22 protein-coding genes are annotated in these 24,902 nt (G+C 64.5%); 10 read left to right on the top strand and 12 right to left on the bottom strand.

The window, feature by feature from the left end:
- Positions 1-342 precede the first annotated feature (342 nt).
- From IPV08_RS14765 to IPV08_RS14755, 3 genes are all read left to right on the top strand, one after another.
- Positions 343-4,074, top strand: a complete 3,732-nt coding sequence (locus IPV08_RS14765) for a vitamin B12-dependent ribonucleotide reductase (protein ID WP_207412392.1) — start codon at positions 343-345, stop codon at positions 4,072-4,074.
- 302 nt (positions 4,075-4,376) lie between these two features.
- Positions 4,377-5,579 carry a molybdopterin-dependent oxidoreductase gene (locus IPV08_RS14760; RefSeq protein WP_207412391.1) on the top strand — a complete coding sequence of 401 codons (1,203 nt, stop codon included), beginning with the start codon at positions 4,377-4,379 and terminating at the stop codon, positions 5,577-5,579.
- A gap of 11 nt (positions 5,580-5,590) precedes the next feature.
- Positions 5,591-5,911 carry a cytochrome c gene (locus IPV08_RS14755; RefSeq protein ID WP_207412390.1) on the top strand — a complete coding sequence of 107 codons (321 nt, stop codon included), beginning with the start codon at positions 5,591-5,593 and terminating at the stop codon, positions 5,909-5,911.
- A gap of 21 nt (positions 5,912-5,932) precedes the next feature.
- Here the strand turns inward: IPV08_RS14755 and IPV08_RS14750 are convergent, their stop codons facing one another.
- Entirely contained in the window at positions 5,933-6,175 is a 243-nt protein-coding gene (locus IPV08_RS14750) for a hypothetical protein (RefSeq protein WP_056427062.1), read from the bottom strand.
- A gap of 203 nt (positions 6,176-6,378) precedes the next feature.
- Between IPV08_RS14750 and IPV08_RS14745 the strand changes: the two genes are divergently transcribed.
- The 5 genes from IPV08_RS14745 to IPV08_RS14725 all read left to right on the top strand — a co-directional run bounded on the left by IPV08_RS14745 (position 6,379) and on the right by IPV08_RS14725 (position 11,842).
- Positions 6,379-7,401, top strand: a complete 1,023-nt coding sequence (locus IPV08_RS14745) for a YeiH family protein (RefSeq protein WP_246747968.1) — start codon at positions 6,379-6,381, stop codon at positions 7,399-7,401.
- Between the two features lie 125 nt (positions 7,402-7,526).
- Positions 7,527-9,407 (top strand): MHYT domain-containing protein, encoded by a 1,881-nt coding sequence (locus IPV08_RS14740; protein ID WP_207412388.1) that lies wholly within the window; start codon positions 7,527-7,529, stop codon positions 9,405-9,407.
- Positions 9,404-9,856 carry a response regulator gene (locus IPV08_RS14735; RefSeq protein WP_056427054.1) on the top strand — a complete coding sequence of 151 codons (453 nt, stop codon included), beginning with the start codon at positions 9,404-9,406 and terminating at the stop codon, positions 9,854-9,856. Before IPV08_RS14740 ends, IPV08_RS14735 begins: the two co-directional genes overlap by 4 nt.
- Positions 9,857-9,869: 13 nt before the next feature.
- Positions 9,870-10,919, top strand: coding sequence for a response regulator (locus IPV08_RS14730; protein WP_207412387.1), 1,050 nt, complete (start codon positions 9,870-9,872; stop codon positions 10,917-10,919).
- A gap of 95 nt (positions 10,920-11,014) precedes the next feature.
- On the top strand, positions 11,015-11,842 hold the full coding sequence (locus IPV08_RS14725) for a 3-keto-5-aminohexanoate cleavage protein (protein WP_207412386.1): 828 nt from the start codon (positions 11,015-11,017) through the stop codon (positions 11,840-11,842).
- A gap of 73 nt (positions 11,843-11,915) precedes the next feature.
- On the opposite strand, the gene IPV08_RS14720 is transcribed toward IPV08_RS14725, so the two are convergent.
- From IPV08_RS14720 to IPV08_RS14700, 5 genes are all read right to left on the bottom strand, one after another.
- On the bottom strand, positions 11,916-12,335 hold the full coding sequence (locus IPV08_RS14720; RefSeq protein WP_056427046.1) for an FKBP-type peptidyl-prolyl cis-trans isomerase: 420 nt from the start codon (positions 12,333-12,335) through the stop codon (positions 11,916-11,918).
- 58 nt (positions 12,336-12,393) lie between these two features.
- A complete protein-coding gene (locus IPV08_RS14715; protein WP_207412385.1) occupies positions 12,394-13,545 on the bottom strand; it encodes a GNAT family N-acetyltransferase in 1,152 nt (383 codons plus the stop codon).
- Positions 13,542-14,897 (bottom strand): lipopolysaccharide biosynthesis protein, encoded by a 1,356-nt coding sequence (locus IPV08_RS14710; RefSeq protein WP_348646129.1) that lies wholly within the window; start codon positions 14,895-14,897, stop codon positions 13,542-13,544. The genes IPV08_RS14715 and IPV08_RS14710 overlap by 4 nt, the downstream gene beginning before the upstream one ends.
- A 276-nt stretch (positions 14,898-15,173) precedes the next feature.
- Positions 15,174-16,124, bottom strand: a complete 951-nt coding sequence (locus tag IPV08_RS14705) for a GDSL-type esterase/lipase family protein (RefSeq protein ID WP_207412383.1) — start codon at positions 16,122-16,124, stop codon at positions 15,174-15,176.
- Entirely contained in the window at positions 16,094-17,182 is a 1,089-nt protein-coding gene (locus tag IPV08_RS14700) for an OpgC domain-containing protein (protein WP_056427035.1), read from the bottom strand. Before IPV08_RS14700 ends, IPV08_RS14705 begins: the two co-directional genes overlap by 31 nt.
- A gap of 229 nt (positions 17,183-17,411) precedes the next feature.
- On the opposite strand from IPV08_RS14700, the gene IPV08_RS14695 reads away from it, so the two are divergent.
- Entirely contained in the window at positions 17,412-18,956 is a 1,545-nt protein-coding gene (locus tag IPV08_RS14695; RefSeq protein WP_207412382.1) for an ATPase domain-containing protein, read from the top strand.
- Positions 18,943-19,983 carry a sensor histidine kinase gene (locus IPV08_RS14690; protein ID WP_207412381.1) on the top strand — a complete coding sequence of 347 codons (1,041 nt, stop codon included), beginning with the start codon at positions 18,943-18,945 and terminating at the stop codon, positions 19,981-19,983. The genes IPV08_RS14695 and IPV08_RS14690 overlap by 14 nt, the downstream gene beginning before the upstream one ends.
- 9 nt (positions 19,984-19,992) lie before the next feature.
- On the opposite strand, the gene IPV08_RS14685 is transcribed toward IPV08_RS14690, so the two are convergent.
- The 6 genes from IPV08_RS14685 to IPV08_RS14660 all read right to left on the bottom strand — a co-directional run bounded on the left by IPV08_RS14685 (position 19,993) and on the right by IPV08_RS14660 (position 24,889).
- Positions 19,993-20,367, bottom strand: a complete 375-nt coding sequence (locus tag IPV08_RS14685) for a hypothetical protein (RefSeq protein WP_207412380.1) — start codon at positions 20,365-20,367, stop codon at positions 19,993-19,995.
- A gap of 5 nt (positions 20,368-20,372) precedes the next feature.
- Positions 20,373-22,019, bottom strand: coding sequence for a peptidase S10 (locus IPV08_RS14680; protein ID WP_207412379.1), 1,647 nt, complete (start codon positions 22,017-22,019; stop codon positions 20,373-20,375).
- Positions 22,020-22,051: 32 nt separating this feature from the next.
- Entirely contained in the window at positions 22,052-22,504 is a 453-nt protein-coding gene (locus tag IPV08_RS14675; RefSeq protein WP_207412378.1) for a DNA polymerase III subunit chi, read from the bottom strand.
- A 52-nt stretch (positions 22,505-22,556) separates the two neighbouring features.
- Positions 22,557-23,726: a glutathionylspermidine synthase family protein gene (locus IPV08_RS14670; RefSeq protein WP_207412377.1), complete on the bottom strand. Its 1,170-nt coding sequence runs from the start codon at positions 23,724-23,726 to the stop codon at positions 22,557-22,559.
- Positions 23,726-24,370, bottom strand: coding sequence for a DUF1190 domain-containing protein (locus tag IPV08_RS14665; protein WP_246747962.1), 645 nt, complete (start codon positions 24,368-24,370; stop codon positions 23,726-23,728). Before IPV08_RS14665 ends, IPV08_RS14670 begins: the two co-directional genes overlap by 1 nt.
- 120 nt (positions 24,371-24,490) lie before the next feature.
- Positions 24,491-24,889: a DUF350 domain-containing protein gene (locus IPV08_RS14660; RefSeq protein WP_207412376.1), complete on the bottom strand. Its 399-nt coding sequence runs from the start codon at positions 24,887-24,889 to the stop codon at positions 24,491-24,493.
- Between the last annotated feature and the right edge of the window lie 13 nt (positions 24,890-24,902).

Raw genomic sequence — 24,902 nt, 5'->3', positions numbered from 1 at the left:
CCCCGCCCGGCCTGTGAACCGAAAATTTTCCGCGCCGAATCCTCCAAGCCGAAAGGACACTTATCGGTGTGGCCGCGATATCCACAGCTTTCTAAGCAGAACCACAACATCTAGCGCGGAACGTAGCCGGCACACACAAGTTGTTGACGGGAAGGCCCCGGTCGCGATAGCGTTCGATGGTCACCGGAGCGGTCGAGTCCGCTGGGTGGTTCAAGACATTTCCGGCCAGGGGACAGCGCATCGCGAGCGTTCGCGGGCGCTCGCCTTCGTCAGACTGAGCAAGAATTCGGCGGCGCGCGACGCGGCGTCGCCATCGATACTTCGGCAAGGGATACAGGGTTCATGCGGTTCGAGCGGCGTTACACCACGGCCGGGCAATCCCCCTACGCGACCATCGCCTTCCGCAAGGCGCTGAGCGAGATCCGCAACCCGGACGGATCCATCGTCTTTCGCCTCGACGGTATCTCGGTGCCGGAGAGCTGGAGCCAGGTCGCCAGCGATGTGCTGGCGCAGAAGTATTTCCGCAAGGCCGGCGTACCGGCGCGTCTGAAGAAGGTCGAGGAGAACGACGTTCCATCGTTCCTGTGGCGCTCCGTGGCCGATGAGGCCGCCCTGGCGGAACTGCCCGAGGCCGAGCGTTCGGGCTCTGAGATCTCCTCCACACAGGTGTTCGACCGCCTCGCCGGCTGCTGGACCTACTGGGGCTGGAAGGGCGGCTATTTCACTTCCGAGGAGGATGCCGCCGCCTTCCTCGACGAGCTGCGCTTCATGCTCGCCCGCCAGATGGTGGCTCCGAACTCGCCGCAATGGTTCAATACCGGTCTTCACTGGGCCTACGGCATCGACGGCCCGGCGCAGGGCCACCATTACGTCGATTACCGCACCGGCGAACTGGTGAAGTCGGCCTCGAGCTACGAGCACCCGCAGCCGCATGCCTGTTTCATCCAGGGCGTGCAGGACGACCTCGTGAACGAGGGCGGCATCATGGACTTGTGGGTCCGCGAGGCGCGCCTGTTCAAGTACGGCTCCGGTACCGGCTCGAACTTCTCGATGCTGCGCGGCGAGAACGAGAAGCTCGGCGGTGGAGGCAAGTCCTCGGGCCTGATGTCCTTCCTGAAGATCGGCGACCGGGCGGCCGGCGCGATCAAGTCCGGCGGCACCACGCGCCGCGCCGCCAAGATGGTCATCGTCGACATCGACCACCCGGATATCGAGCAGTACATCGACTGGAAGGTGAAGGAGGAGCAGAAGGTCGCCGCCCTGGTGACCGGCTCCAAGATCGTCTCGAAGCATCTCCAGGCGGTGATGAAGGCCTGCACCCAGTGCGAGGCCGAGGGTGACGCCTGTTTCGATCCCGAGCGTAACCCGGCGCTGAAGAAGGCCGTGAAGGCCGCCCGCAAGGAGATGGTGCCGGATGCCTACACCAAGCGGGTGATTCAGTTCGCCCGCCAGGGCTTCACCAAGATCGATTTCCCCGTTTACGACACCGACTGGGATTCGGAGGCCTACCTCACCGTCGCCGGTCAGAATTCGAACAATTCCGTCTCGCTCACCGACGACTTCCTCCGGGCGGTCGAGGCCGATGGCGACTGGAACCTCACCGCCCGCACCACCGGCAAGCCGGTAAAGACCCTGAAGGCGCGTGAGCTGTGGGACAAGATCGGCGAGGCCGCCTGGGCCTCGGCCGATCCGGGCCTGCACTTCAACACCACGATGAACGACTGGCACACCTGCCCCTCGGCGGGCCGGATCCGCGCCTCGAACCCGTGCTCCGAGTACATGTTCCTCGACGACACGGCCTGTAACCTCGCCTCCGCCAACCTGCTGACGATGTATGACCGCGCCAGCGGCCAGTTCGATGTCGCCGCCTTCGAGCATCTCAACCGTCTCTGGACCGTGGTCCTCGAGATCTCGGTGATGATGGCGCAGTTCCCGTCGAAGGAGATCGCGGAGCTGTCCTACCGCTACCGCACCCTAGGCCTCGGCTTCGCCAATATCGGCGGCCTGCTGATGAGCATGGGCCTGCCCTACGATTCGCATCAGGGCCGGGCCCTCGCCGGGGCGCTGACCGCGATCATGACCGGCGTTGCCTACGCCACCTCCGCCGAGATGGCGGCCGAGCTCGGGCCGTTCCCCGGCTACGATGAGAACGCGGACGCCATGCTCAAGGTGATCCGCAACCATCGTCGTGCCGCTCACGGCGAGGCCGCGGGCTACGAGTTCCTCTCCATCGCCCCCGTTCCCCTCGACATCGCCAACGTGCCCCAGGCCGATCTAGCCGAGCGTGCCAAGGTGGCGTGGGACCGGGCCCTGGCGCTCGGCGAAGAGCACGGCTACCGCAACGCCCAGGCCACCGTCATCGCGCCCACCGGCACGATCGGCCTCGTGATGGATTGCGACACGACCGGCATCGAGCCGGACTTCGCCCTGGTGAAGTTCAAGAAGCTCGCCGGCGGCGGCTACTTCAAGATCATCAACCGCGCCGTGCCGGATGCGCTGCGCTCCCTTGGCTACCGCGAATCCGAGATCGCCGAGATCGAGGCCTATGCGGTCGGCCACGGCTCGATGGGCCAGGCCCCGGCCATCAACCCGGGCTCCCTGCGTGCGAAGGGGTTCACCGACGACAAGCTCGCCGCCATCGAGGCGGGCTTGAAATCGGCCTTCGACATCAAGTTCGTGTTCAACCGCTGGACGCTCGGGGACGACTTCCTGACGAGTGTGCTGAAGGTTCCGACCGAGAAGCTGGCCGACCCTACCTTCGAGATCCTGCCCTTCCTCGGCTATTCGAAGAAGGACATCGAGGCCGCCAACACGCATATTTGCGGTGCGATGACCCTCGAAGGTGCGCCGTTCCTGAAGCAGGAGCATTACGCGGTCTTCGATTGCGCCAACCCGTGCGGCCGCATCGGCAAGCGCTACCTCTCGGTGGAAAGCCACATCCGCATGATGGCGGCGGCGCAGCCCTTCATCTCGGGGGCGATCTCCAAAACCATCAACATGCCGAACGACGCCACGGTCGAGGATTGCAAGAGCGCCTACAAGCTGTCCTGGACGCTGGCCCTCAAGGCCAACGCCCTTTACCGCGACGGCTCGAAGCTGTCCCAGCCCCTAAACTCGGCGCTCATCGCCGATGAAGAAGAGGATGCCGAGGAGGCGATCGAGGCGCTGGTGGCCCAGCCGGCCAACGCCAAGGCGGCGCAGCTCGCCGAGAAGATCGTCGAGCGCGTGATCGAGCGGGTGGAGCGCATCCGGTCCCGGGAGAAGCTTCCCGACCGGCGCAAGGGCTACACCCAGAAGGCCGTCGTTGGGGGCCATAAGGTCTACCTGCGCACCGGCGAATACGAGGACGGCCGCATCGGCGAGATCTTCATCGACATGCACAAGGAAGGCGCCGCCTTCCGCTCGCTGATGAACAACTTCGCCATCGCGATCTCGATCGGCCTGCAATACGGCGTGCCGATGGAGGAATATGTCGACGCCTTCACCTTCACTCGGTTCGAGCCCTCGGGCTTCGTGCAGGGCAACGACGCGATCAAGAACGCCACGTCGATCCTCGACTACGTGTTCCGCGAACTCGCCGTCTCCTATCTCGGCCGCATGGACCTCGCCCATGTGGACCCGTCCGAGATCGGCAACACGGTGATGGGCAAAGGCGAAGGCGAAGGCACCCGCAACGGCGACCGGCCGGACACGATGGCCTCGAGCGTCGTCTCGCGCGGCCTGCTACGCGGCTCGGCCGACCGGCTCACCCTGATCCAGGGTGGTCCGGGCGGCGGCACGGTGGGCGTCGGATCCGGCATGGTCGGAACCAGCGCTCCGGCTGGAGGCGTCGTCCACGCCCTGCGGGGAGCGACGGCGCTAAAGGCCGAGCCGGAAGTGGCGGGCCAAGCCGAAAACCTCGTCACCGCCCTCCCCTTCGCCAAGGCTGAACGCACCGTGTCGGACCGCCGAGCCGAGGCCAAGATGAAGGGTTATGTCGGCGAATCCTGCCCGGAATGCGCGAACTTCACCCTCGTGCGCAACGGAACTTGCCTGAAATGCGATACGTGCGGGTCCACGACTGGATGCTCCTAACGTGTCGAGCAAAGATCATATTCTCTGGCACTCGTATTGTTGCAAGGTCTGAGATAAGATGGGCCTTCGTTGCCGGAAAAATTCCTGAAAACTCACTATAAAATAAGTAAAGGCCAGCCTCTCAGGAGGCTGGCCTTTTTGATTGGCATTTACGTTCTCAAGGTTCTCCGAGAGGACAGGATTTAAAGCAGGTGTGGTACCGTCGGCTCCGTGCATCGGCGGAGGGCTAACGAAGCGGCAATTTGCGAGCCGTCACGATCTAACGCTGCGTACGCCGTTCCGCATTGGGGCGGGGGAAAGCAATGGGTCAGCTTGGCCGAAGAAATTTTCTTAGGGCTGCCGCAACGGCAAGTGGTCTCGCACTCCCCTCGTTCCGCGCGCTCGCCGGCGCGCGCGCGACGCTCCCCTTCGCCAACGGGGAAAGGCCTCTTGTGGCTTACCCCGGTAAGCGACCATTGCTGCAGACGACGGCACGTCCGCCTCAGCTTGAAACGCCGTTCCAGGTTTTCGACGAGGGGGTGATCACGCCGAACGATGCGTTCTTCGTGCGTTATCACCTCGCCGATATCCCGACGTCCATCGATCCAGACCTGTTCCGGCTGGAGGTAAGCGGCCATGTCGACAGGCCGATCTTCCTCTCCTTGAGGGAACTGAAGAGCCTTCCCGTCATCGACCTCGTGGCCGTGAACCAATGCTCGGGGAACTCTCGGGGCTTCTTCTTGCCCCGTGTCGCCGGGGGGCAACTCGGCAATGGCGCCATGGGGAATGCCCGCTGGACCGGCGTCTCGCTCAAATCCGTGCTCGACAAAGCCGGGGTGAAGCAGGGCGCCGTGCAGGTGGCGTTCACCGGTCTCGACGGGCCGGTTCTGTCCGAGACGCCGCGTTACGCCAAGGCTCTCGCTATCGATCATGCCGAGGAGGGCAAGGTGATGCTGGCCTGGGCAATGAACGGAGAGGATCTTCCCTGGCTCAACGGCTACCCGTTGAGGCTCGTGGTACCGGGTTTCTACGGCACCTACTGGATCAAGCACCTGAGCTCGATCACGGTGCTGGACACCCCCTTCGATGGGTTCTGGATGCAGAAGGCCTATCGCATCCCCGACAACGAGTGTGCCTGTGTCGAGCCGGGAGCCGCCTTGGGGAAGACGGTACCGATCCATCGGCTGCCCGTTCGCTCCTTCATCACCAACCTGACGGATGGTGCGACGGTTCGCGCGGGAACGGTAGCACTGCGCGGTATCGCCTTCGATGGAGGTTCCGGCATTACGGCCGTCGACATCTCGTTGGATGACGGGACGACATGGTCGGCAGCACGGCTCGGCCAAAACATCGGGCAGTACTCGTTTCGGTCCTGGAGTTATGAGGCCGATCTCAAGTCGGGCTCGCACGTGGTTCGTGTCCGCGCCAAAGCCGGAGACGGGACGACGCAGCCGATGGAGCCGCGTTGGAATCCGGCGGGATATATGCGGAACGTCATCGAGACCACCCGACTTGAGGCGCTGTGAGGAGAAGCGAGATGAGACACCATCGTTTCGCGGCCGCCTTTGGATCGCTCGCCCTTCTCATCGGTGGAACGGCCTGGGCCGCACCGCGCAGTTATGACGTCCCGGAGCCAACAGCGGAGTTGCTGCCCGTTCAGGGTCACGAAGCCGGTTTCGAGGCGGCGCAAACCTACTGCACCATGTGTCACTCGGTGGATTACATCCTCACGCAGCCGCCCGGAAAAGGCGCCGCTTTTTGGAATGCCGAGGTCACAAAGATGGTGAAGGTCTTTCACGCACCGATCGAGGAAGCCGAAGCCAAAGCGATCGCCGCCTATCTCGCAGCCGCCTACTAACTGGCGGCCATCGATCTCAGTCTAGCGGATCGCCGTGACGAAAGCCGCGATCTGCGCCTGGGCAAGCGTCATCGTCTGATCGAAGGTCTGCTCGCTGAAATAGATCCGGCCCGCGGTGAGCGTAAGTGCCAGAGTCCAGAACACTGCGATAGCGGCATTTCGTGCGCGCCGATCACCCTGCATCGTGGAAGCGTTGCGGTCGTCGCTGACCGGTTCGCCATACGGATCGAAACTGGTGGAGCCGAAATTCGAACGAGCACTCATACGCGTTAAGATCGAGGTTTGGTTGCCATCGATCAATGGATGGGTCTTTTGAAGTTAGGGCCATATGGAGAGGGGTTTTCTCCTTTCTGCGCCCAAGGCAGAAGTTTGTTTTTGGAACGGCCTGCTGGCTGATCCCGGCAGGTGGAATGGGCGTGAAAACATCATTGAATACGGGTCTTCCCGCGGGTGAGACCACCACGCGCATGCGGCCGGCGCTGCTGCCCGGCCTGATGCTCTGCCTCGCCGTGACTGCTTCCGCCATGGCTATCCAGGCTTGGGAAGAGCGGGCCACCGGTCACCCCTATATAGAGGCATTAGTCATCGCGATCCTGTTCGGTATCGCCATCCGCACCGCATGGGTGCCGGGTGAACGCTTCCGAGCCGGGATCGCCTTCAGCGCGAAGCAACTGCTCGAAATCGCCGTGACGTTGCTGGGTGCTTCCATCAGCCTCGGTGCCATCGTTGCCTCTGGCCCGGCTCTGCTCACCGGCATCGTTGGAACGGTGTTTCTCGCGATTCTGGCGAGTTACGCGATCTGCCGGGGGCTCGGTCTGCCGGCCCGCATGGCGATCCTTGTCGCCTGCGGCAACGCCATCTGCGGGAACTCGGCTATCGCTGCCGTGGCGCCGGTGATTGGGGCCGACAGCAAGGACGTCGCTGGCTCCATTGCATTCACCGCTGTGCTCGGCGTGCTGATGGTACTCGGGCTGCCTTTGTTCATTCCCCTCGCCGGCCTGTCAGACCACCAATACGGTGTGCTCGCCGGCCTGACGGTTTATGCCGTGCCCCAAGTCCTGGCCGCTACGGTGCCGGTCGGGCTCCTGAGCACCCAGGTCGGCACGCTGGTCAAGCTAGTTCGCGTCCTGATGCTCGGACCCGTCGTGGTGGCGTTCTCGCTTCTCGCCCACCGGTTGCCCCGGGAGACAGGCCTACAAAGCGCGTCGCCCCGGAGACTGGGATTCACCAGGCTCGTGCCCTGGTTCATCCTCGGATTCCTCGGGCTCGCCACCCTGCGCTCCCTCGGGCTGATCCCTGACGCTGCCTCCGGCCCGGTGCGGCAAGTGGCCGGTTTTCTCACGATCATGTCGATGGCTGCCCTTGGGCTCGGAGTCGATGTCCGGGTCCTGGCGCGCATGGGCGGCCGGGTCACCCTGGCCGTCACCGGCTCGCTCGCCGTCCTCCTCGCCACCAGCCTCATCCTCATCAGGGCCCTCGGCATCTCCTGATCGGCGCAAAGCCGATGAGCGGTAAGGATGCCGGATTGGTTCGCTGTGGTGGCGCCGGTGCCGACCGGCTACGGTCGGGTCTCTGCCGGTTCAGCGGCTCCGAATCCTCCTCAAGCAGTCGCACGATGGTTCATACCGGCTACAATCCCGCCCTCGTCGCCCTGTCCGTCGCCATCGCGATCTTCGCCTCCTACACGGCTTTGGATCTTGGAGCTCGAGTACACAATGCAGCGCCTGGCCGCCGCATCGCGTGGATCGGAGGGGCGGCGCTGGCCATGGGTGGCGGCATCTGGTCGATGCATTTCATCGGCATGCTCGCCTTCGAGATGGGGATGCCCACCTCTTACGAGGCCGGTCTCACCGTGCTCTCGCTCGTCATCGCAATTGGCGCAACCGGCGGCGCCTTCGCTTGGGTCGGCCGACCGGGAGCGAAGGCGCAGGACATCCTTGTGAGCGGCACGCTGATGGGGATCGGCATCGCCGGCATGCACTTCATCGGCATGGCCGCTCTGCACATGCCCGGTAGCGTTACCTACAATCTTCTCCTTGCCGCCATATCGGTGCTCATTGCCGTGACGGCAGCGACGGTCGGGCTCTGGCTCACGTTCCGAAATCACGGAGCGTGGCAAAAAATCATCGCTGCTTTCGTGATGGGGTTCGCCGTCTCCGGGATGCACTATACCGGCATGGCCGCCGCGACCTTCACGACCGGAGAAACCGGCGCGCATACGAGCCACGTTACGGGCCTCGCCCCAAGCCAGCAGAACCTCGCCCTCTTCGTCGGGGCGGCGACCTTCCTCACTCTGTTCCTCGCCATGCTGGCCTCCTCCATCGACCAGCAGCGCGTCCAGCGTGAGTTGAGCAATAGCGAGGCGCGGTTCCGCGCGGCGATTCAGGCTGTGCGCGGCGTGCTCTGGACCAACGATGCCGAGGGCCGAATGGTCGGCGAACAGCCGGGATGGTCAGCGATCACCGGCCAATCCTTCGAGGAGTACCAGGGGTTCGGATGGGCCAACGCCGTGCATCCGGACGATTCTCGATCGTCCGTGGACGCCTGGAACGAAACGGTCCGGGAGAAGCGAACCTTCGTCCACGAGCATCGCGTCCGGGTGAGCGACGGGACGTGGCGGCATTTCGCGATCCGTGCCGTCCCGGTTCTGGCCCCCGATGGGTCAATTCGTGAATGGGTCGGCGTGCATACCGACATCACCGAGCAGCGCGAGGCGGAAGCGGAACTCCGAGAATCCAACGAGGAGATTCAGCGCTATGCCTACATCGTCAGCCACGACCTTCGCGCCCCCCTCGTGAACGTCATGGGTTTCACGAGTGAGCTCGACGCTACGCGTGAGGACATCCGTTCCGCCCTGAAGTCCCATCCCGACGCGGAGAGGATCGACGCCGATCTTGGTGAGGCGCTCGGCTTCATCAGCGCCGCGGTGACGCGGATGGAAAGCCTGATCGCCGCGATCCTGAAACTGTCCCGCGAAGGGCGGCGAAGTTTCAGGCCGGAACCCCTCGACCTTCACGCGCTGCTTCAGCGCCTTGCCGATGCCCAGCGCCATCAGACCGACGCGGCCGGCGCGGAAGTCATCGTCGCGCGCGATCTGCCGAGGATCACGGCGGACCGACTCGCCCTCGAACAGATCTTCGGCAATCTGCTCGACAATGCGGTGAAGTATCTGGATCCCACTCGCGCCGGTCGAATCACAGTGACTGCCGCGGCCGTTGGGCCGCGAATTCGTATCGACGTCGCTGATAACGGCAGGGGAATTGCTGAACGTGACCATTCCCGCGTGTTCGAACTGTTCCGCCGCTCCGGAGCGCAGGATCGGCCGGGCGAAGGGATCGGTCTCGCCCATGTCAAAGCTTTGGTCCGGTCGCTGGGTGGACGGATCGATGTCGCCTCCAAGCTCGGTGAAGGCACCACCTTCAGCGTGACGCTGCCCCGCGGGAGCGCTACAGCTGTATACGAGGATGTTTCGGCGACGTCCCTCGCAGCGGAATGAGGCGTGATCCGAACGTGAACCCCGTCAGTATCGTGATGATCGAGGATGACGAGGGTCATGCCCGGCTCATCGAGCGCAATATTCGCCGCGCGGGCGTCAACAACGAGATCATTCCGTTCCGAGACGGGACGTCGGCGCTCGCTTATCTGCTCGGACCAGACGGCACCGGAGAGGCCAGCGCCAAGCGCCCTCTCCTGATCCTGCTCGATCTCAATCTTCCCGATATGACCGGGATCGACATCCTGGAGAAGGTCAAGGCGAACCCGCATACGCGGCGCTCGCCCGTGGTCGTTCTCACGACGACGGACGACAGCCGCGAGGTCCAGCGTTGCTACGATCTCGGCGCGAACGTCTACATCACCAAGCCGGTGAATTATGAGGGCTTCTCGAACGCTATTCGTCAGCTCGGGTTGTTCTTTTCCGTGATGCAGGTGCCCGAGAACCCATGAAAATCCGCACCGCATGAGCGCTCCCCTCGCCCCGGAGCGCGGTCGCATCCTCTATGTCGACGACGATCCCGGCCTCGGGCGCCTCGTGCAGAAGGGCCTGAACGCACGCGGCTATATCGTGGAACTTGCCGCCACCGGCGACGAGGGTCTTGCGCGTCTGGGCCAGGGCGGCATCGATCTCGTGGCCCTCGATCATCACATGCCCGGCCAGACCGGTCTCGACGTACTCCCAGCCATCCGCGCCATGCCCTTCGCCCCGCCGGTAATTTATGTCACCGGGTCTGAGGATAGCCGCGTCGCGGTGGCCGCTCTGAAGGCCGGGGCCGTGGATTACGTCTGGAAGGACCTACAGGGTCAGTTCCGCGAACTCCTCGGCGAAGCCATCGACACGGCTCTGCGCCAGGAGGCCATGAGGCGCGACAAGGAACGGGCCGAGGCAGAGGTCCGTGAGGCCCGAGACCGCGCGGTCATGTTGTTGCGCGAGGTGAATCACCGGGTCGCCAATTCTCTCGCCCTCGTGGCGGCCTTGACGCATATGCAAACCAACGCCGTCTCCGATCCCGCTGCCAAAGCGGCCTTGCGCGAGATGCAGGCGCGGATCTCGGCCATCGCCGGCATTCATAGGCGGCTCTACACCTCCGACGATGTCGAGGCGGTGGAACTCGACGCCTATCTTTCGAGCCTCGTGGAGGAACTGCAGGGAGCGATGAAGGCAGCCGGTCGCGACCATGCCATTCGCCTCGTCGCGGAGCCGATCCGGCTTGCCACCGACAAGGCGGTCTCCGTCGGCGTCGTGGTCACGGAACTCGTGACGAACGCCTATAAATATGCGTATCCGCCGGAAGTCCCCGGCGAGATCCGGGTAGCGGTGGCGCGCGACGGGACGGACGGTTTGAGCCTGACCGTCGAGGATGACGGGATCGGGTGGACGGGCGAAGGCCAGCCTCGCGGCACCGGTCTCGGCTCGCGCATCGTAAAGGCCATGGCCACCAACCTCCGTTCCGCCCTTATCTATCGAGAGAGCGGACCCGGAACCAAGGCGACGCTGCTGTTCCAGGGCTGAGCGGACGGCTGCTTTGCCCGCGAACCCAGCACTTCGCTTACCGAGCGGAATGCAGTATTTCCCGTGCCCTCCTCATCGGACATCCGGGCCGGATCATGAAACCTGTCGTCGTCGCCGTCGCCATCACCGGTTCAGTTCCGCGCAAGACCGACAATCCGGCCCTTCCGGTGACGGTCGCCGAGCAGATCGAGTCGACGCGCCAGGCCTACGAGGCGGGTGCCGCCCTGGTGCACATCCATGTGCGCAACGACGACGAAACGCCCTCGTCCGATCCCGACCGTTTCGCCGCCGTGCAGGAGGGAATTCGCCGCCATTGCCCCGGCATGATCGTGCAGTTCTCCACTGGAGGACGCGGACGCGATCCGGCCAGCCGTGGCCTGTCGCTTCGCCACCGGCCGGATATGGCCTCGCTCTCCACCGGCTCGGTCAACTTTCCGACCATCGTCTATGAAAATCCGGCGAGCCTCGTCACCGATCTCGCCGGTCAGATGCTGGCGCATGGTGTCCGGCCGGAGATCGAGATCTTCGATCTCTCACATCTTCATGGCGCCCGGCGGCTGGTGGATGAAGGGCTCATGGATGCCCGCCCCCACGTCCAATTCGTCATGGGAGTGAAGAATGCTCTGCCGGCCGACGAGCGCCTGCTCGATCTGCTCCTGGGCGAACTGAAGCAGGTACTGCCCGAGGCGACCTGGACCGCTGCAGGCATCGGACGCCATCAGGCCGAGGTCATGGACTGGGCACTTGCCCGTGGGGCGTTCTCGGTACGGACCGGATTGGAGGACAACATCCGGGTGACGAAGCACCAACTGGCAGCGAGCAATGCCGAACTGGTCGGGCTGGCCGTGGAGTGCGTGAAGCGGCACGGTCGTACCGTGGCGACACCCGCCGAGGCTCGAGCGGCACTGGGGTTGGCAGCCTGAGCGTTAGCGGGACCGATTGGGGACAGGCTAAGAGCCGGACGAGGCGAGGCTCGTCCGGGTATAAGGGTCGGGTTCAGTTCACGCCGAGCAGTTCCACGTCGAAGATGAGCGTGGCGTTTGGCGGAATTAGCCCACCGGCACCGCGCGCGCCGTAGCCGAGGTCAGAGGGGATGATGAGCGTGCGCTTGCCGCCGACCTTCATCGTGGCGACACCCTGATCCCAACCACCGATCACCTGGCCGATGCCGAGGGTGAAGCTGAAGGGCTGGCCACGGTCGCGCGAGGAGTCGAACTTCTTGCCCGGCTTGCCGCCCTCATCGAGCCAGCCGGTATAATGGACGCTGACTTTCTTGCCGGTCTGCGGCGTAGGGCCGGTCCCGACGACTTCGTCGCGATATTGCAGGCCCGAAGGCGTGGTCACGGTCTCGGCGGATGCGGAAGCGGTCATGGCGATCAACAAAGCTCCGGTGAGGGCAAGAAGCGGACGACGCATGCGGATGGTTCCTGTCTGGCGTGCCGAACCGGCCGAGTAGCATGCCTGTGCCCGCCCGTCAGCGCCTGCCCAGGGCCCGTTTGACGCGGACCATGGCGCGCCGCTCCATCGAGATTAGGCGGATTCGCTGTTCGACCGTGATCATACGCGCGGCACCGCTAGGGGCGGCGACGATCTCGCAGATCGTCTCTCGATCAGGATAAAGATTCTCGAGGACCGAGCCGGCGAGCGTGGCCGAATCGAGCCGTTCGGCAAAGCCGGTCCCGTACAGAGCTTCGATGATCCGTGCCTCCAGCAGCAGGCCCGGAGCGCTGGAGCGCTCATTCTCTTCAAAGGTGGTCTTCAAGAGCGTGGCCGTACCGCTCGCTACGAGGGCAAGGCTGATCGAGAGCGGGCGACCATCCAACAGAAGGCTATCCGCCCGGACGCGGACCGGGCCATCGGCTCCGGTGAACAAGGCACGCGCGAAAGCCTCGTGCTGTGGGCGAGAAGCGAGCGCCGTCCCGGCCCTCCCCTTCCACCCGGCCTTCTCCAGTCTGAGAAAGCCCGCGACGGCATCGTTCAGGAGGTCGCCGCCGGTGGCGATGTCATGGCTGAGTGTGCCTCGCTTCGACAGGTTGCGATGGCGACGGCTGAGATCCTTCATCCGCGATCGGTGCGGATGCTCGTCGAGGAAACTGGCATATGACTCGCGACGCTCGACGATCGGTCGCTCGAAACGGCTGGCGATGCCTCTCATCCAGCCGGCGCGATCCATGGCCTCGAGCAATCCGCGACCGAGCTTCGTCTCGGTGGGAAGCAGGGGCCAGCGCCAGATCCGCCCCTTGGAGGCGGATTGGAGCCCTTTCACCAACAGATCGAGGATGTCGGGCAGGTCGGGAGCATCCGCAACGAGAGGGCTCGTCTGGGTGATGAAGGGCGACAGGAAGGGGCGGGCAATGCGCGTTCCGAGCCCGCTCACATCGCGTTTCCACGCGAAGGGCAACAGAGCCTCCAGCCCGAGCCGGCCTTGCACAACGACGAAGGCGAGGTCGGTGGCGGCCAACCCCGCCCTCCGATGAGCCGCCATGACATGGCGGCTGTAATGCGGGTGCGTGGTGAGCGCATTGGCCATGAGCGCATCCCAGGGATCGGGATCGGCAGCCAGTTCCGAATATGTGGCGAGCGAGACTGAGCGTCCGGAGCGTAGGTCTTGTAAGCCCGTCTTCATGAGCCAAGCCGACCGGCGAACGGCAGGTCCGTCGTAACGATACCGTGCACACGGAAAGCGGCCAAAGCCATTCCCAACCCGCGAAGCACGTTGGCTAGGGCCATCGCGATGGCCGCTCCCATGATTCCGAGGACCGGCACCAGAACCAGACAGAGCAGAGCGGCCAGGGCCAGCATCGCCAGGGTGATGCCAGCGCAGAGACGTTCACCGTCGATCATGGTGAGAAGGTCTTCGCCGGGTCCGAACAGGCTCGCTCCGACATTGCCCGCGACCAGCACGGCGAGAAGCGGATAGCTCGCTCCAAATTCCGGCCCGAACATCGCGAGCAGGAATGGGCCCGCCGTGACGATGAAGAGACCGACGATCACCGTGGCGGCGAAGGTAAGGCGGGCCTGCATGCGGACGAAGCGCGTCAGCCCGTCTGCATCCCCGGATGCGTGGATGGCGGCGAAACGCTGAGCGGTGGCCGCGGACGCAGCGTAATGCACGAAGGGGACGAATTGCTGGATCCGGGTCGCGACAAAATACAGGCCCACCGCCGCAGGTGGCATCAGCATGCCGAGGATGACCACGTCGATCATGCTGAACGCGGAATATGCGAGGTCGGCGGCTGCGATCGGAAGGCAGGCCCGGAGCCAGATCCGCCAGCGGTATCGCGGTTTCGCAGGGAGCAGATCGTTACGAAGGCGCAGGATCAGGAGCCATGCTTGGATCGCCAGGGCGAGTCCAGTGGCGACCAGGGTGCAGGCGATGGCAACCCATGCCTGAGCCGGTGCTCCGACGGTGACGGCGCCCGCCATGGTGACCATGATGAGCCCCTGGCGCAGGAGGTAGGGCGGCGCGATGGCGAGCACCGCCCAGTTCTGGCTTCGAGCGACGCCCTCCAGATAATCCTGCATCGTGAAGAGCGGCAGAACGAGTGCTGCGAGGAGCAAAGGCCCAGCATACGGCCCATCGAGGAGGATGCCCTGCATCCAGGCAATGGCGAGGCCGATGCCTGCAACTAGAGACGCAGCGGCAATGGTCACCCATGCGCCCGCGAGGAGGAACCCGCGCATATGGGCGGCGTCGCCTCTCGCCTGATCGGCGGGCAGGAAGCGGCAGGCACCCTGGGCGAAGCCCAGCGTGGAGGAATGTCCTAGGATGGCGATCCACACCCAGATCGAAGCGAAAACGCCGTATTCCGAGCGCCCCATGAGGCGCGCCATCATGACCTGTGCCCCGTAGGCGAAGATGGCGGCGGCAATGCGAATCGCGAAGACGTCGAGCGCCGCTCCCGCCGCGCCTGCGCGAAACGTCCTCAAGCGGCTGAAGGCCGCGCCGAGGGTCCAGCCCTCCGTCCCGTCCCTCACTGACCCCACTCCACGCCCCGAACGCTCAGGTCGACCCTATCTGTTTCCGACACAAACTCCGTTACGCTTTCGGGCTCTGAGCGAAACCCGTCCCGGAATGGAGGCTGTAAAGGGCTTTTCTCTAGCTTCGCCCCGGAAGGTCGCCCGGCTTTCGATGACGGCCCACTTGTTCGCCTCGGCCTACAACACCGTCCGAACGAGACATTGCAGGATGGCCCTTTAGATCGATGACCTACGGACCGACAGAGTATCGCCGCGATCGCTATGGCAAGCCGATCAGGGTTGCTCTTGAAGCGAGGCACCACCGCTCCGGGGCGGTGAAGGCGGCTTCACCGCCGCATCCTTCGGCGGTGCGACGATGACCGACGGAGCAGTTGCGGTTCCGGTCCCAGACGGGTCGGGCTGGAGCAGCGAGAGGGTGATGGCTCGCGTAACATGCTCGGCCATGCAGCGCAGGCCAAGGTCGTTGAGACGGAACTGTCGTCCCAGCATATGTGCTTCGCCCTTGTCGCTGCTCCCGGACAGGTAGCGCATCGCCTCGTAGCGCTGCACGAGCGGCACTCTCTCGCGCAGTGCAACCTCCTGCACCTTCCGGACAATGCTGCTGTAATACTCGTCCTGGGCAAGCGAAGCCGTGTAGACTGGATTGACCAGCACCACGTCGATCTCGTGGGACTTGATCCACTGAACCGTCTCGTCGAGGACGCTGGCGAAGGCGTCGAGATCGACCCGGGCGAGCGCGTCGTGGGTACCGACCTGCCAGACCACCAGGTCGGGCTCGACCTCGGCCACCATGCTGCGCAGGCGCTCCGCAGCGCCCGAGGCGATCTCGCCCTGCATGCCTCGGCTCTCGACCTCCACATCCACGTTGGGAAGCGAGCGCTCAAGGGCCGTTTCCAGCTTGACCGGATAGGTCGCCGAGGCCCCTGCCCCCGCCGAGGACGACCCGATGGCGAGAACCCGTACGGGCCGCTTCTCCTTGAGCGCGGCCTTCACCGAGCTCAACCGGGCCAGAGTATAGAGCTTCGATCCCGGCACCCGGCATTCGGGCGACAGGCTCACATCGACGGCCTCCGACGCTTCGCCACCGGGAGCCGGGGCCGCCGCAGTCGGGGGTGAGACGATCGTCGCGCTGCCTTCCGCTCCGGCGCGGGATGATCCGCAGATCGTCCCGAGGGAGGCAAGGCCGAGTGAGATCAGGAGAGCCGAGGTTTGCGCGAGCGCCATTCGACGAACCATGCAGTGAAGCCCAGAGCGAACAAACCGAATCCCATGGCGCCGACATCCACGAGAAGGCCGCCCCCCGTCCAGAACCGCACGAGCTGCGCGGCGAGGCTCAAGAGCGAGCCGATGGAGAAGACTGCCAGTGAATTACGACCGAGTCCCGCCAAATATCGACCGATCGCACCGATGTGTGGGACGATGAGCGCGTAGACGCCTTGAAAGGCGAGCAACACGCCGATGAAGTGGATCAGTCGCGCTGGCGAAAGATACGTTTTGTCGAAGGAGAAGACGAGACGAGGATCGGGAACAAGCAGCGGGTCTGGCCGGAGGTCGAACACGGACAGGACAATTCCGAGCACGACGATGACGACGCCGAGGGGCATCAGGCGTTGAGACCAGCGCCGGAGCGTGCCGGATCGCTGGTTCAGGTCCTGGGCAACGAAGCCGAGCACCAGGAGAAGCTGCCAGCACAGGGGATCGAAGAACCAATCCCCCTCGCCCGGCCAGGACGGCAGGTTCCATTCGAAGACGAGGCTTGCCGAATAGAGGCCGAAGGACAGGACGAGCGCCGCAATACGGCTCACGCGGGCGATCAGGATGAAGATCGGGGCAATGCCCAACAGCACCACGTAGAGCGGCAGTATATTGAAGAAGCCGAGCTGATGCGTGAGCGCGACGAAACCGATCGTGGTCTGGATCGGGTCGGCGAAGAAGCCTCCGGCATTGTGCCATTCGAGAAGGAGCGGATTGTCGAGGATCAGAGCCGTCCCGGCGATCATGGCCAGGGCGATCGCCATAGTGGTGATCTGTGCACGGTAGACTTCGATCGTGCGCGACAGGAGCCTCAGCACGCTTTTCAGACGCGGTTCCGGCTGGCCGTCACGCCCGCGCGTGGCGATCCCGATCGACCATCCGGCCAGGAAGACGAACAGTTCCGCGGCATCCGAGATGCCGTACTGCGAATAGGTGTAACGTTCGAATGTGTTGCCCGGGATGTGGTTGACGTAGATCGTCACGAGGGCGAGGCCACGCCAGAAGTCGATCGCGTTCGGTTCGCGCATTATGGGATCCGAACTCCGGACTATCAGGTTGTGGGAGGAGCGCGAGGCGGTAGCGGCTGCCGCCTCGCAGCGCGGCGGCACGGTCTGATAAGGCGACGCACGACAATCTGCAAAGCCTGTTATTCCCGCCCTCTCGAATGGCATCGGCTCCTGGTGTGGCCGATTTATCGAGGACAGACCCGCCGGGGAAATTTATGTTGAACCGTTGCCGTATCCACCGGACATGATGATGCCATCCAGTGACGCCCCCGACGCCCAACCGATCCCCACGGGAGTGCCGGGGTTCGATGGCATCCTTTCGGGAGGTTACGCGGCCCGCCGTGCGCATCTCGTGGAGGGTCGGCCGGGAAGCGGCAAGACGACCCTCGGCCTCCAGTTCCTCATCGACGGCGTGGCGCAGGGGGAGACCTGCCTCTACATCACCCTATCGGAAAGCCGGCGGGAGTTGCTCTCCGTGGCGGGACGCCATGGCTGGTCCCTGGACGGGATCGAGATCTACGAGCTCGTGCCGCCAGAGCTGAGCCTCGATCTGAAGCAGCAACAGAGTCTCGTGCATTCGTCGGACCTCGAACTGGGCGAGACCGTCCGCATGGCCCTGGGCGAGATGGAGCGGGTGAAACCGACCCGCGTCGTCTTCGACAGCCTGTCCGAGATCCGGCTGCTCTCGCAAGGATCGCTGCGCTACCGCCGTCAGGTTCTCGCGCTCAAGAGCTACTTTCTTCTCAACGACATCACGGTGCTGATGCTCGACGATCTCAGCGCCGAACATGACGATCTGAACCTACACTCGATCAGCCACGCGGTGATCCGGCTCGAACAGGTGACCCCGCCTTACGGCGCAGTTCGGCGGCGCATCCACGTCATCAAGATGCGCGGAACCGAGTATCAAGGCGGCTACCACGATTTCGTCATCAGGAAGGGCGGCATCCGCGTGCATCCGCGCTTGGTGGCGAGCGAACACCATCGCAGCTTCGTCATCGATTCTGTGGCGAGCGGCGTTCCCGAACTCGACCGGGTTCTCGGCGGCGGCCTCGATCGCGGGACGGCGAGCCTCGTGATCGGGCCATCGGGGGCCGGGAAATCGACGCTCGCCGTGAGCTACCTCGTCGCGGCCCTGAAACGCGGGGAACGAGGGCTGATCATCAGCTTCGATGAAACGCGCAACATCCTGCTGCAGCGCGCCCAGAGCGTGGGAATGCCTCTGGGGGCTTTTGTCGAAGCCGGAATGCTGCAGATCGAGCAGATCGACCCGGCCGACGTCTCGCCCGGCGATTTCTCCGGCCGCATCCGCGACGCTGTAGAGCGAGATGGAACGCGGATCGTCATCATCGATAGTCTGACCGGCTATCTCAGCGCCATGTCGGGTCAGCCGTACCTGGTCATGCAGATGCACGAACTTGTCACCTACCTGAATCAACAGGGGGTCGTGACGATTCTGATCCTGGCCCAGCATGGCATGGTCGGAAAGATGGAATCGCCCGTGGACCTGACCTATGTCAGCGACACCGTGATCATGCTCCGCTTCTTCGAAGCCGCCGGCCGGGTCCGTAGGGCTCTGTCCGTCCTGAAGAAGCGGACAGGCGCGCATGAGGATACGATCCGCGAGTTCAAGATCGATGCAGGCGGATTGCGGGTGGGCGAACCGCTGGAGCGGTTCCGCGGTGTTCTCACGGGCGTTCCGACCTATGACGGCGACCGGGATCATCTGCTCGCGGAACGAATCCGGACGGATGGAGCGATCGTGAACGAGCCCGGCCGCGATGCCGCATCCTGAACCGGTTGTCCTGATCCTCGCGCCGCTCGGACGGGATGCGATGGTGGCAGCGACGATTCTAGCGGAAGTCGGTATCGCGTCGAAAGCGACGTCGACCTTGGACGATCTCGTGGCCCATCTGGACCACGCCGCCTGCGCGGTGGTGACGGAGGAAGCGCTTCTGCATTGGGACCGGCAGGAGATCGCTCGATGGGTCGAGCGGCAACCGCCCTGGTCGGACTTTCCCTTCGTGCTGCTCAGCTATCGCGGCGGCCCGCCGGATGTGAGGCTCACCGACCTACTCGGCAACGTCACGGTGCTGGAACGGCCGTTCCATCCGGCCGTACTGGCGAATGCGGTTCGCTCGGCCCTCCGCGCGCGACGGCGGCAACGCGAAGTGCAGGCGTATCTGGAAGAACGCCAGCGGACGCACGAGCGCCAGGCGCTGCTGATCCGCGAGCTTCACCACCGCGTGAAAAACACGCTCGCAACGGTGCAGGGGCTCCTCGGTGCCACGGCGCGTTCGACCAAGGATGTGGACACATTCTACCAGTCCTTCTCGGACCGGATCGTCTCGCTCGGCAAGACGCATAACCTGCTCACGGAGGATTACTGGCAGACGGCGCCCCTGCGCGAGCTTCTCCAGAACGAGCTCGGCCATTACAATGACGGGACAGCCAATCGGATCACGCTCGAAGGGCCCGCGGTCGAGCTGGCCGCAGATCTTGCCGTACCCACCGGTATGGCAATCCACGAACTGACCACCAATGCCACCAAGTACGGGGCGCTGTCGCTGCCGAGCGGGCGGGTCACGGTCAGCTGGAGCGTGGATCAACGCGATGCCGAGCGCGTCCTGGAACTCCGCTGGACTGAATCGGGCGGACCCCTGGTCAAGGCGCCGGAACGCAAGGGCTTCGGCTCGACGCTGCTCCAGCGCGTGCTCGCACAGCAATGCAATGCCGATGTCGACATCACCTATGGGGCCGAGGGCCTGCACTTTCGCATGGTCGCGCCCTTGCCCGGAGACAGGTTGGTGCCGGCCTATTGATCCGACCGGTCAGGATTTGACGATCCGGTCGAGGCGACCGTTGACGAAGAAATACAGCTCCTTCGCTCCCGGCTCGCTGTAGAGCACCTGTACCTCCCGGCCTGAACGGCCTTCGCCGATCAACACGTCCGTCGCAGGCTTCGCCTTCAACCGGACGAGATCGCATTCGCCGATCCCAGGCTCGATCACGGTCGCGCTGGCTGCGGAGGTCTGGCTGCACGTCCCATCGGCGTTGAGCACCGGGCCCGTGACGGACGGCGACGGGAGCGGTGCGACGGCGACCTTCGCTGGTACCGCCGCCGGTGCCTCGCGCTCGCTCGTCGTACATGCGCCGACGATATTGAGACCCATGAGACAAGCGGCGAAGCCCAGCCGCGACGACATCCTCGTCACTTCACGTCCTTTGTAGCGCCCGACCGCGCCTTGAGCGATGCAGCGTATAGCTCGGCCGCATCCCTATGAAAGGCAGCACGCGAATCGGGCCGCGAATAGAACATATGGCCGCCGGGATACACAGTGAGGTCGATCCGCCTGTCCGTGCCGAAGGCCGGCAACTGGTCGATGAGGAGTTTCGACGTGAAGTACGGGGTCACGAGATCGGTGAAACCGTGGGCAACGAGGACGCGCAGGTTACCATCGAGCGCCATGACGCCGCGCAGGGCTCCGAGCGATTCCGGTGCCATGCGTCCGCCGCCCCAGCCCCACCCTCGGCTGACCGCACCGTTGAGGAGTTCGTAGCGAAGATCGGGCACGCGATAGTTCAGTTTCGTGCCGTAGAGTTCGAGCATGGCGCTGGTCAGCGGAGCCTGCATGGCTGTGAGCAGCGGGTCCTCGAAGCCCGAGAATGTGGCGGCCGGGTCCGGATCCCATCCGGTGATGCCGGTATCGTAGGCGCTGGCGACCCTCCCCTCCTCCTGGCCGATCTCGCGTTGGACGCTGTTCGAACTCAGGCGTCCGGCTTGGCGGCGGACGAAGTTCGGATCGAGACCCGTGATGGCTCCGACCCTTTCGCCGAGCCGGGCCAGCGCCGCTTGGTCCGACGGGCCCTTGAGCAGGTCGGTGAGATAGTCGCCGGTGGCATAGGCCTCGGTCTCTGCCAGAGCCTTCCGGCTCGGCGTGCCACCGGCTCGTTCGATGGCGGCGGCGGCAAAGGACGGCAACTTCGTCACATGGCCCCAGGGGGTCGTGCGCGGCGATTGCAACCAGGCGAAATCGAGGACGGGTGACAGGAGAACCATGCCGGAGAGGCCGATGCCGATCTCCTCCTGCAGCTTTGCGGCAATGAGCGGCCCGCGGAAACCGCCATAGCTCTCGCCGACGAAGAACTTGGGTGCCGCGATCCGATCATTCGTCCGCAGCCAGCGGGCGATGGCCGAGGACAGGACCGACGCATCCGAGTCGACGCTCCAGTAACGCTTGGCATCGCCGTCCGATGCGCGGCTGTATCCGGTCCCCACCGGGTCGAGGAAGACGAGATCGGTGAAATCGAGCCAGGTGCCGTCGTTGGGGACGAGGCTCACCGGCGTGGAGGGGCTGATGCTCGTGCCGTCGAGAGGAAGGCGCCAGGGGCCGATCGCTCCAATATTGAGATAGGCCGATGCCGCGCCAGGACCGCCGTTGACCGCGAAGGTGACGGGCCGGGTCGCTTCGCTCCTGTCCGCGAGACGATAGGCGATGAAGGCGATCTCTGCCTGGAGCTTTCCGCTCTCATCCACGAGGGGAAGGCTGCCCGCGGTGGCGGTAAAGCGAAGAAGGCGTCCATCCGGCAGGGTGACACTGTGCTCGGTGGTGACGTCGGAGGGAAGCTTGCGTCCCTCTGGGCCCCGTTCGGCGGCCCGCCGCTCCTGAGGCTTGTCGGCACCATGGGGGGACTGCGCCATGGCGGGCTGCCCGGCGACGAGGAGCATGGCGGACAAGACGAGTGCGAGGCGCTTGGTGCCGCCTGCCAGAATGGACCGAAGCCCCGCGGGGATTGTGCCCGGCTTGGCCACACCACCGGGCCGGCATGAATCCGCGACGGTCGAACCTCGGTTCATGCGATTCTCGCTACAATGATGGGCCAAGGCGCTCACGCTTTTTTCTGCCAGCGTCCGGATTCGTCCTGCTGCCAATAGGCGATGGCATGGCCCGCTTCCTTCGCCTGCTTCCACTGCGCCCGCGCACCGAGCAACGCGTCCTGATCGTTACCGTCGAACAGGATGCAGATCCGCTGATAGTCCGACGCATCCGGTGGCAGTGGGGCGCCGTCCACGAGAAAGCGGATGGCGGCGGCGTTGGGATTACCATCCTGGAGCGTCAGGACGACAGGCTGGCTCGCCGCTTGCGGATCGCGATCCGTCCCATGCGGCAGAAAGCTATCGTCGCGATAGGTCCAGAGGTGATCGTCGAGGGCTTGAAGCCGCTCCTCGCCCGATGCCTGGATTGCCGCGCGCCAGTTGCGCTCCAGAGATCGCTCCACGAGGTTCGGTAGAACCGTCTCGAGAGGCTGCTGCTGGAGATGATAGAAGAGGATTTCGGTCACGGGAACCAGGATAGGGTAAAGCCGCCGATTTGAAAGCGGCGGGTTGCCGCTCTCAACCAGGCTCGACGAAGTGAGGGACGAACAGGGCTGAATTACCGGTGATCGGTCCCGCGCTTTCGCGAACGCACAGCCCCGCCGGTTCGTCGCCTACGATCCAGGAGCCGATCACGGGGCGGCGGCCGTCGAAATCCGGCAATTCGGCAAGGGCCTGTCGCACGTAGCGCCCGCCGCCATAGGGTCCGTGATCCTGCGCCAGCACGGCACCGTCGCGCAGCATAAGGATATTCGCCCCCTCCCGTGAAACCAACGGCTTCTTGACGAAGGAGGTGCCCAATGACGCCTTGCGGGAATCGTTCTCGAAGAAGGTGGGCAACAGGTTGGGATGGTCGGGCTCTCTCGCATGGAGATGGGCCAGCAATCCCTTGTTCGAAAGGACGGCCTTCCAGGGTGGCTCGAGGAACCGGATCGTCGTTGTGCCGAGCTCCTTTCCGAAAGCGTCGCTGAAGGCCCATTCCCAGGGATAGAGTTTGAACAGGCGCGGGATCGGCGCATGGACGCGATCGACGAAACGTCCGTCCTCGTCACGTCCGATGTCGGAGAGGTCGAGGAAGCGGGTCGCGAGCCCCGCTTGGCGCGCGCAATCTTCGAGATACGCCACCGTCCCCCTGTCCTCGGGCGCATCGGCATAGGCGGTGAAGGCCATCGCTCCGTCACCGCGAAGCGTGCAGAATCGGGCGATCAGCTTTTCGTGAAGGGAATTGAACTGGTCGGCTGTCTCGGGCAGCGAGCCGGTTCGCAGCCCTTCTTCCAGCCATAACCATTGAAACACCCCGGACTCGTAGAGGGCGGTTGGCGTGTCGGCATTGTATTCGAGGAGCTTTGCCGGCCCGGCGGATGCCCCTCCGTAGGAGAAATCCAGGCGTCCATAGAGGGAGGGGTCTCCCCGCTTCCAGCTCGCGCGGATCGCGTCCCAGGCATGGGAAGGAATGTCGAGCGAGGCCAGGATCCGCTCGTCCTCCACCGCATCGGCGACGAAAGCGAGGCACAGGGCGTGGATCTCGGTGCTCGGCGCTTCGAGATCGTCCTCGATCTCAGCCAGCTTGAAAGCGTAGGCGTGGCTCTCGGACCAATACGCTGCGCCATCGAAGGTGTGGAAGTTGAAACCATGCCGGCGCGCGGTCTCCCGCCAATCCGGTCGTTCGCCGATGGGCACGCGCCGCATCAGCCGCCGCTTCCATGGCTCGACCAGCCGTGCGACGAGAACGAACGACCCGTGCTTCCAAAGCCACCGTATGCGACCTTGCGCACCGCCGAAGAGGCGACCCGCGCGCTGGAGGACGCACCGCCCGAAGATGTGGTGATCCGTCCGCCCCAACTCGTACAATAACCAGCGCCACCCGAGTGGCCGGCGCTTCCGCTATGGGACGCTTCCGACTTCGGAGCATGGTCGAAGATCGGTTGTGGCGGCAGGTTCTGATCGATCCGCCTGCCGATGACGTAGCCGGCCATTCTCGGTACGAAGCGCCTAGTCGCACTCACGGCGACGCCGTCTCCGGGCAGGCAATGCGACGGGCCGTGATGCGCCTCGCAATCGGTCACCGTCGCGTAACGCGGTGCGACCTCGGGATAGGCGGCACGCGCCGTCAGGTACTCGCTCCGGCAATCCTCCTCCGTTCGCCTGTTTCCGGCGATACAGGCCTCCGCATTCGCATAGACGAGCACGGATTCTTCGTCCTGCGACGGATCGAGACGAGCAAGCCCGAAGGCGGCGGCGCCCGCACCCGCCAGCATGACGAGGGTCACCGTCTGCGAGCGCATGAGGCGCGGCGGCTTTACTGGTGTCGGAGTATCGGCCTCGGATGGCATCCTACTGAGGACCGCCTTCCGACGATCCGCTCCCTCACGGCACGATGCCGCACAGACCCGAATGTAGGATCGAGCTTGGCCGTTTGAAACCGGCGACGGGATATTTCCCCGAACGCCGGCTCAGTAGGTCATGGACGCCGCGTTGACGATACCCCCAGCCAGGGACGAGGCGGCGAGCAGGATGGACGCGGCGATCTCACCGGCTTCGATGCGCCGAGATAGGTCCGGCAGGATCAGCCGCACGACGAAATAGACCAGGATCTGCACGATGAGGGCGACGAGGCCCCAGACGATGCAGTCGAGGATCGATTGAGCGTTATAGATCGCCACCGAGAGCGGCAGCGTATAGCCGATCATGCTTCCGCCCAGCGCGATGGCGGCCGAGGCATTGTTGGCGCGGATCAGCGCGATCTCGCGATGGGACGTCGCCGACAGGTAGACCGCGAGATAGACTGCCACGAGGCCGAACGCCGCCGCGACATAGGCGATGAAGGCAGGCAGACCCGAGATCGAGACCATGGCGCCCGCCCCT

The sequence above is a fragment of the Methylobacterium sp. SD274 genome, assembly GCF_017355285.1.
In the GTDB taxonomy this organism is placed as follows: Bacteria; Pseudomonadota; Alphaproteobacteria; order Rhizobiales; family Beijerinckiaceae; genus Methylobacterium.
This window is presented reverse-complemented; position numbering and strand designations above follow the sequence as displayed.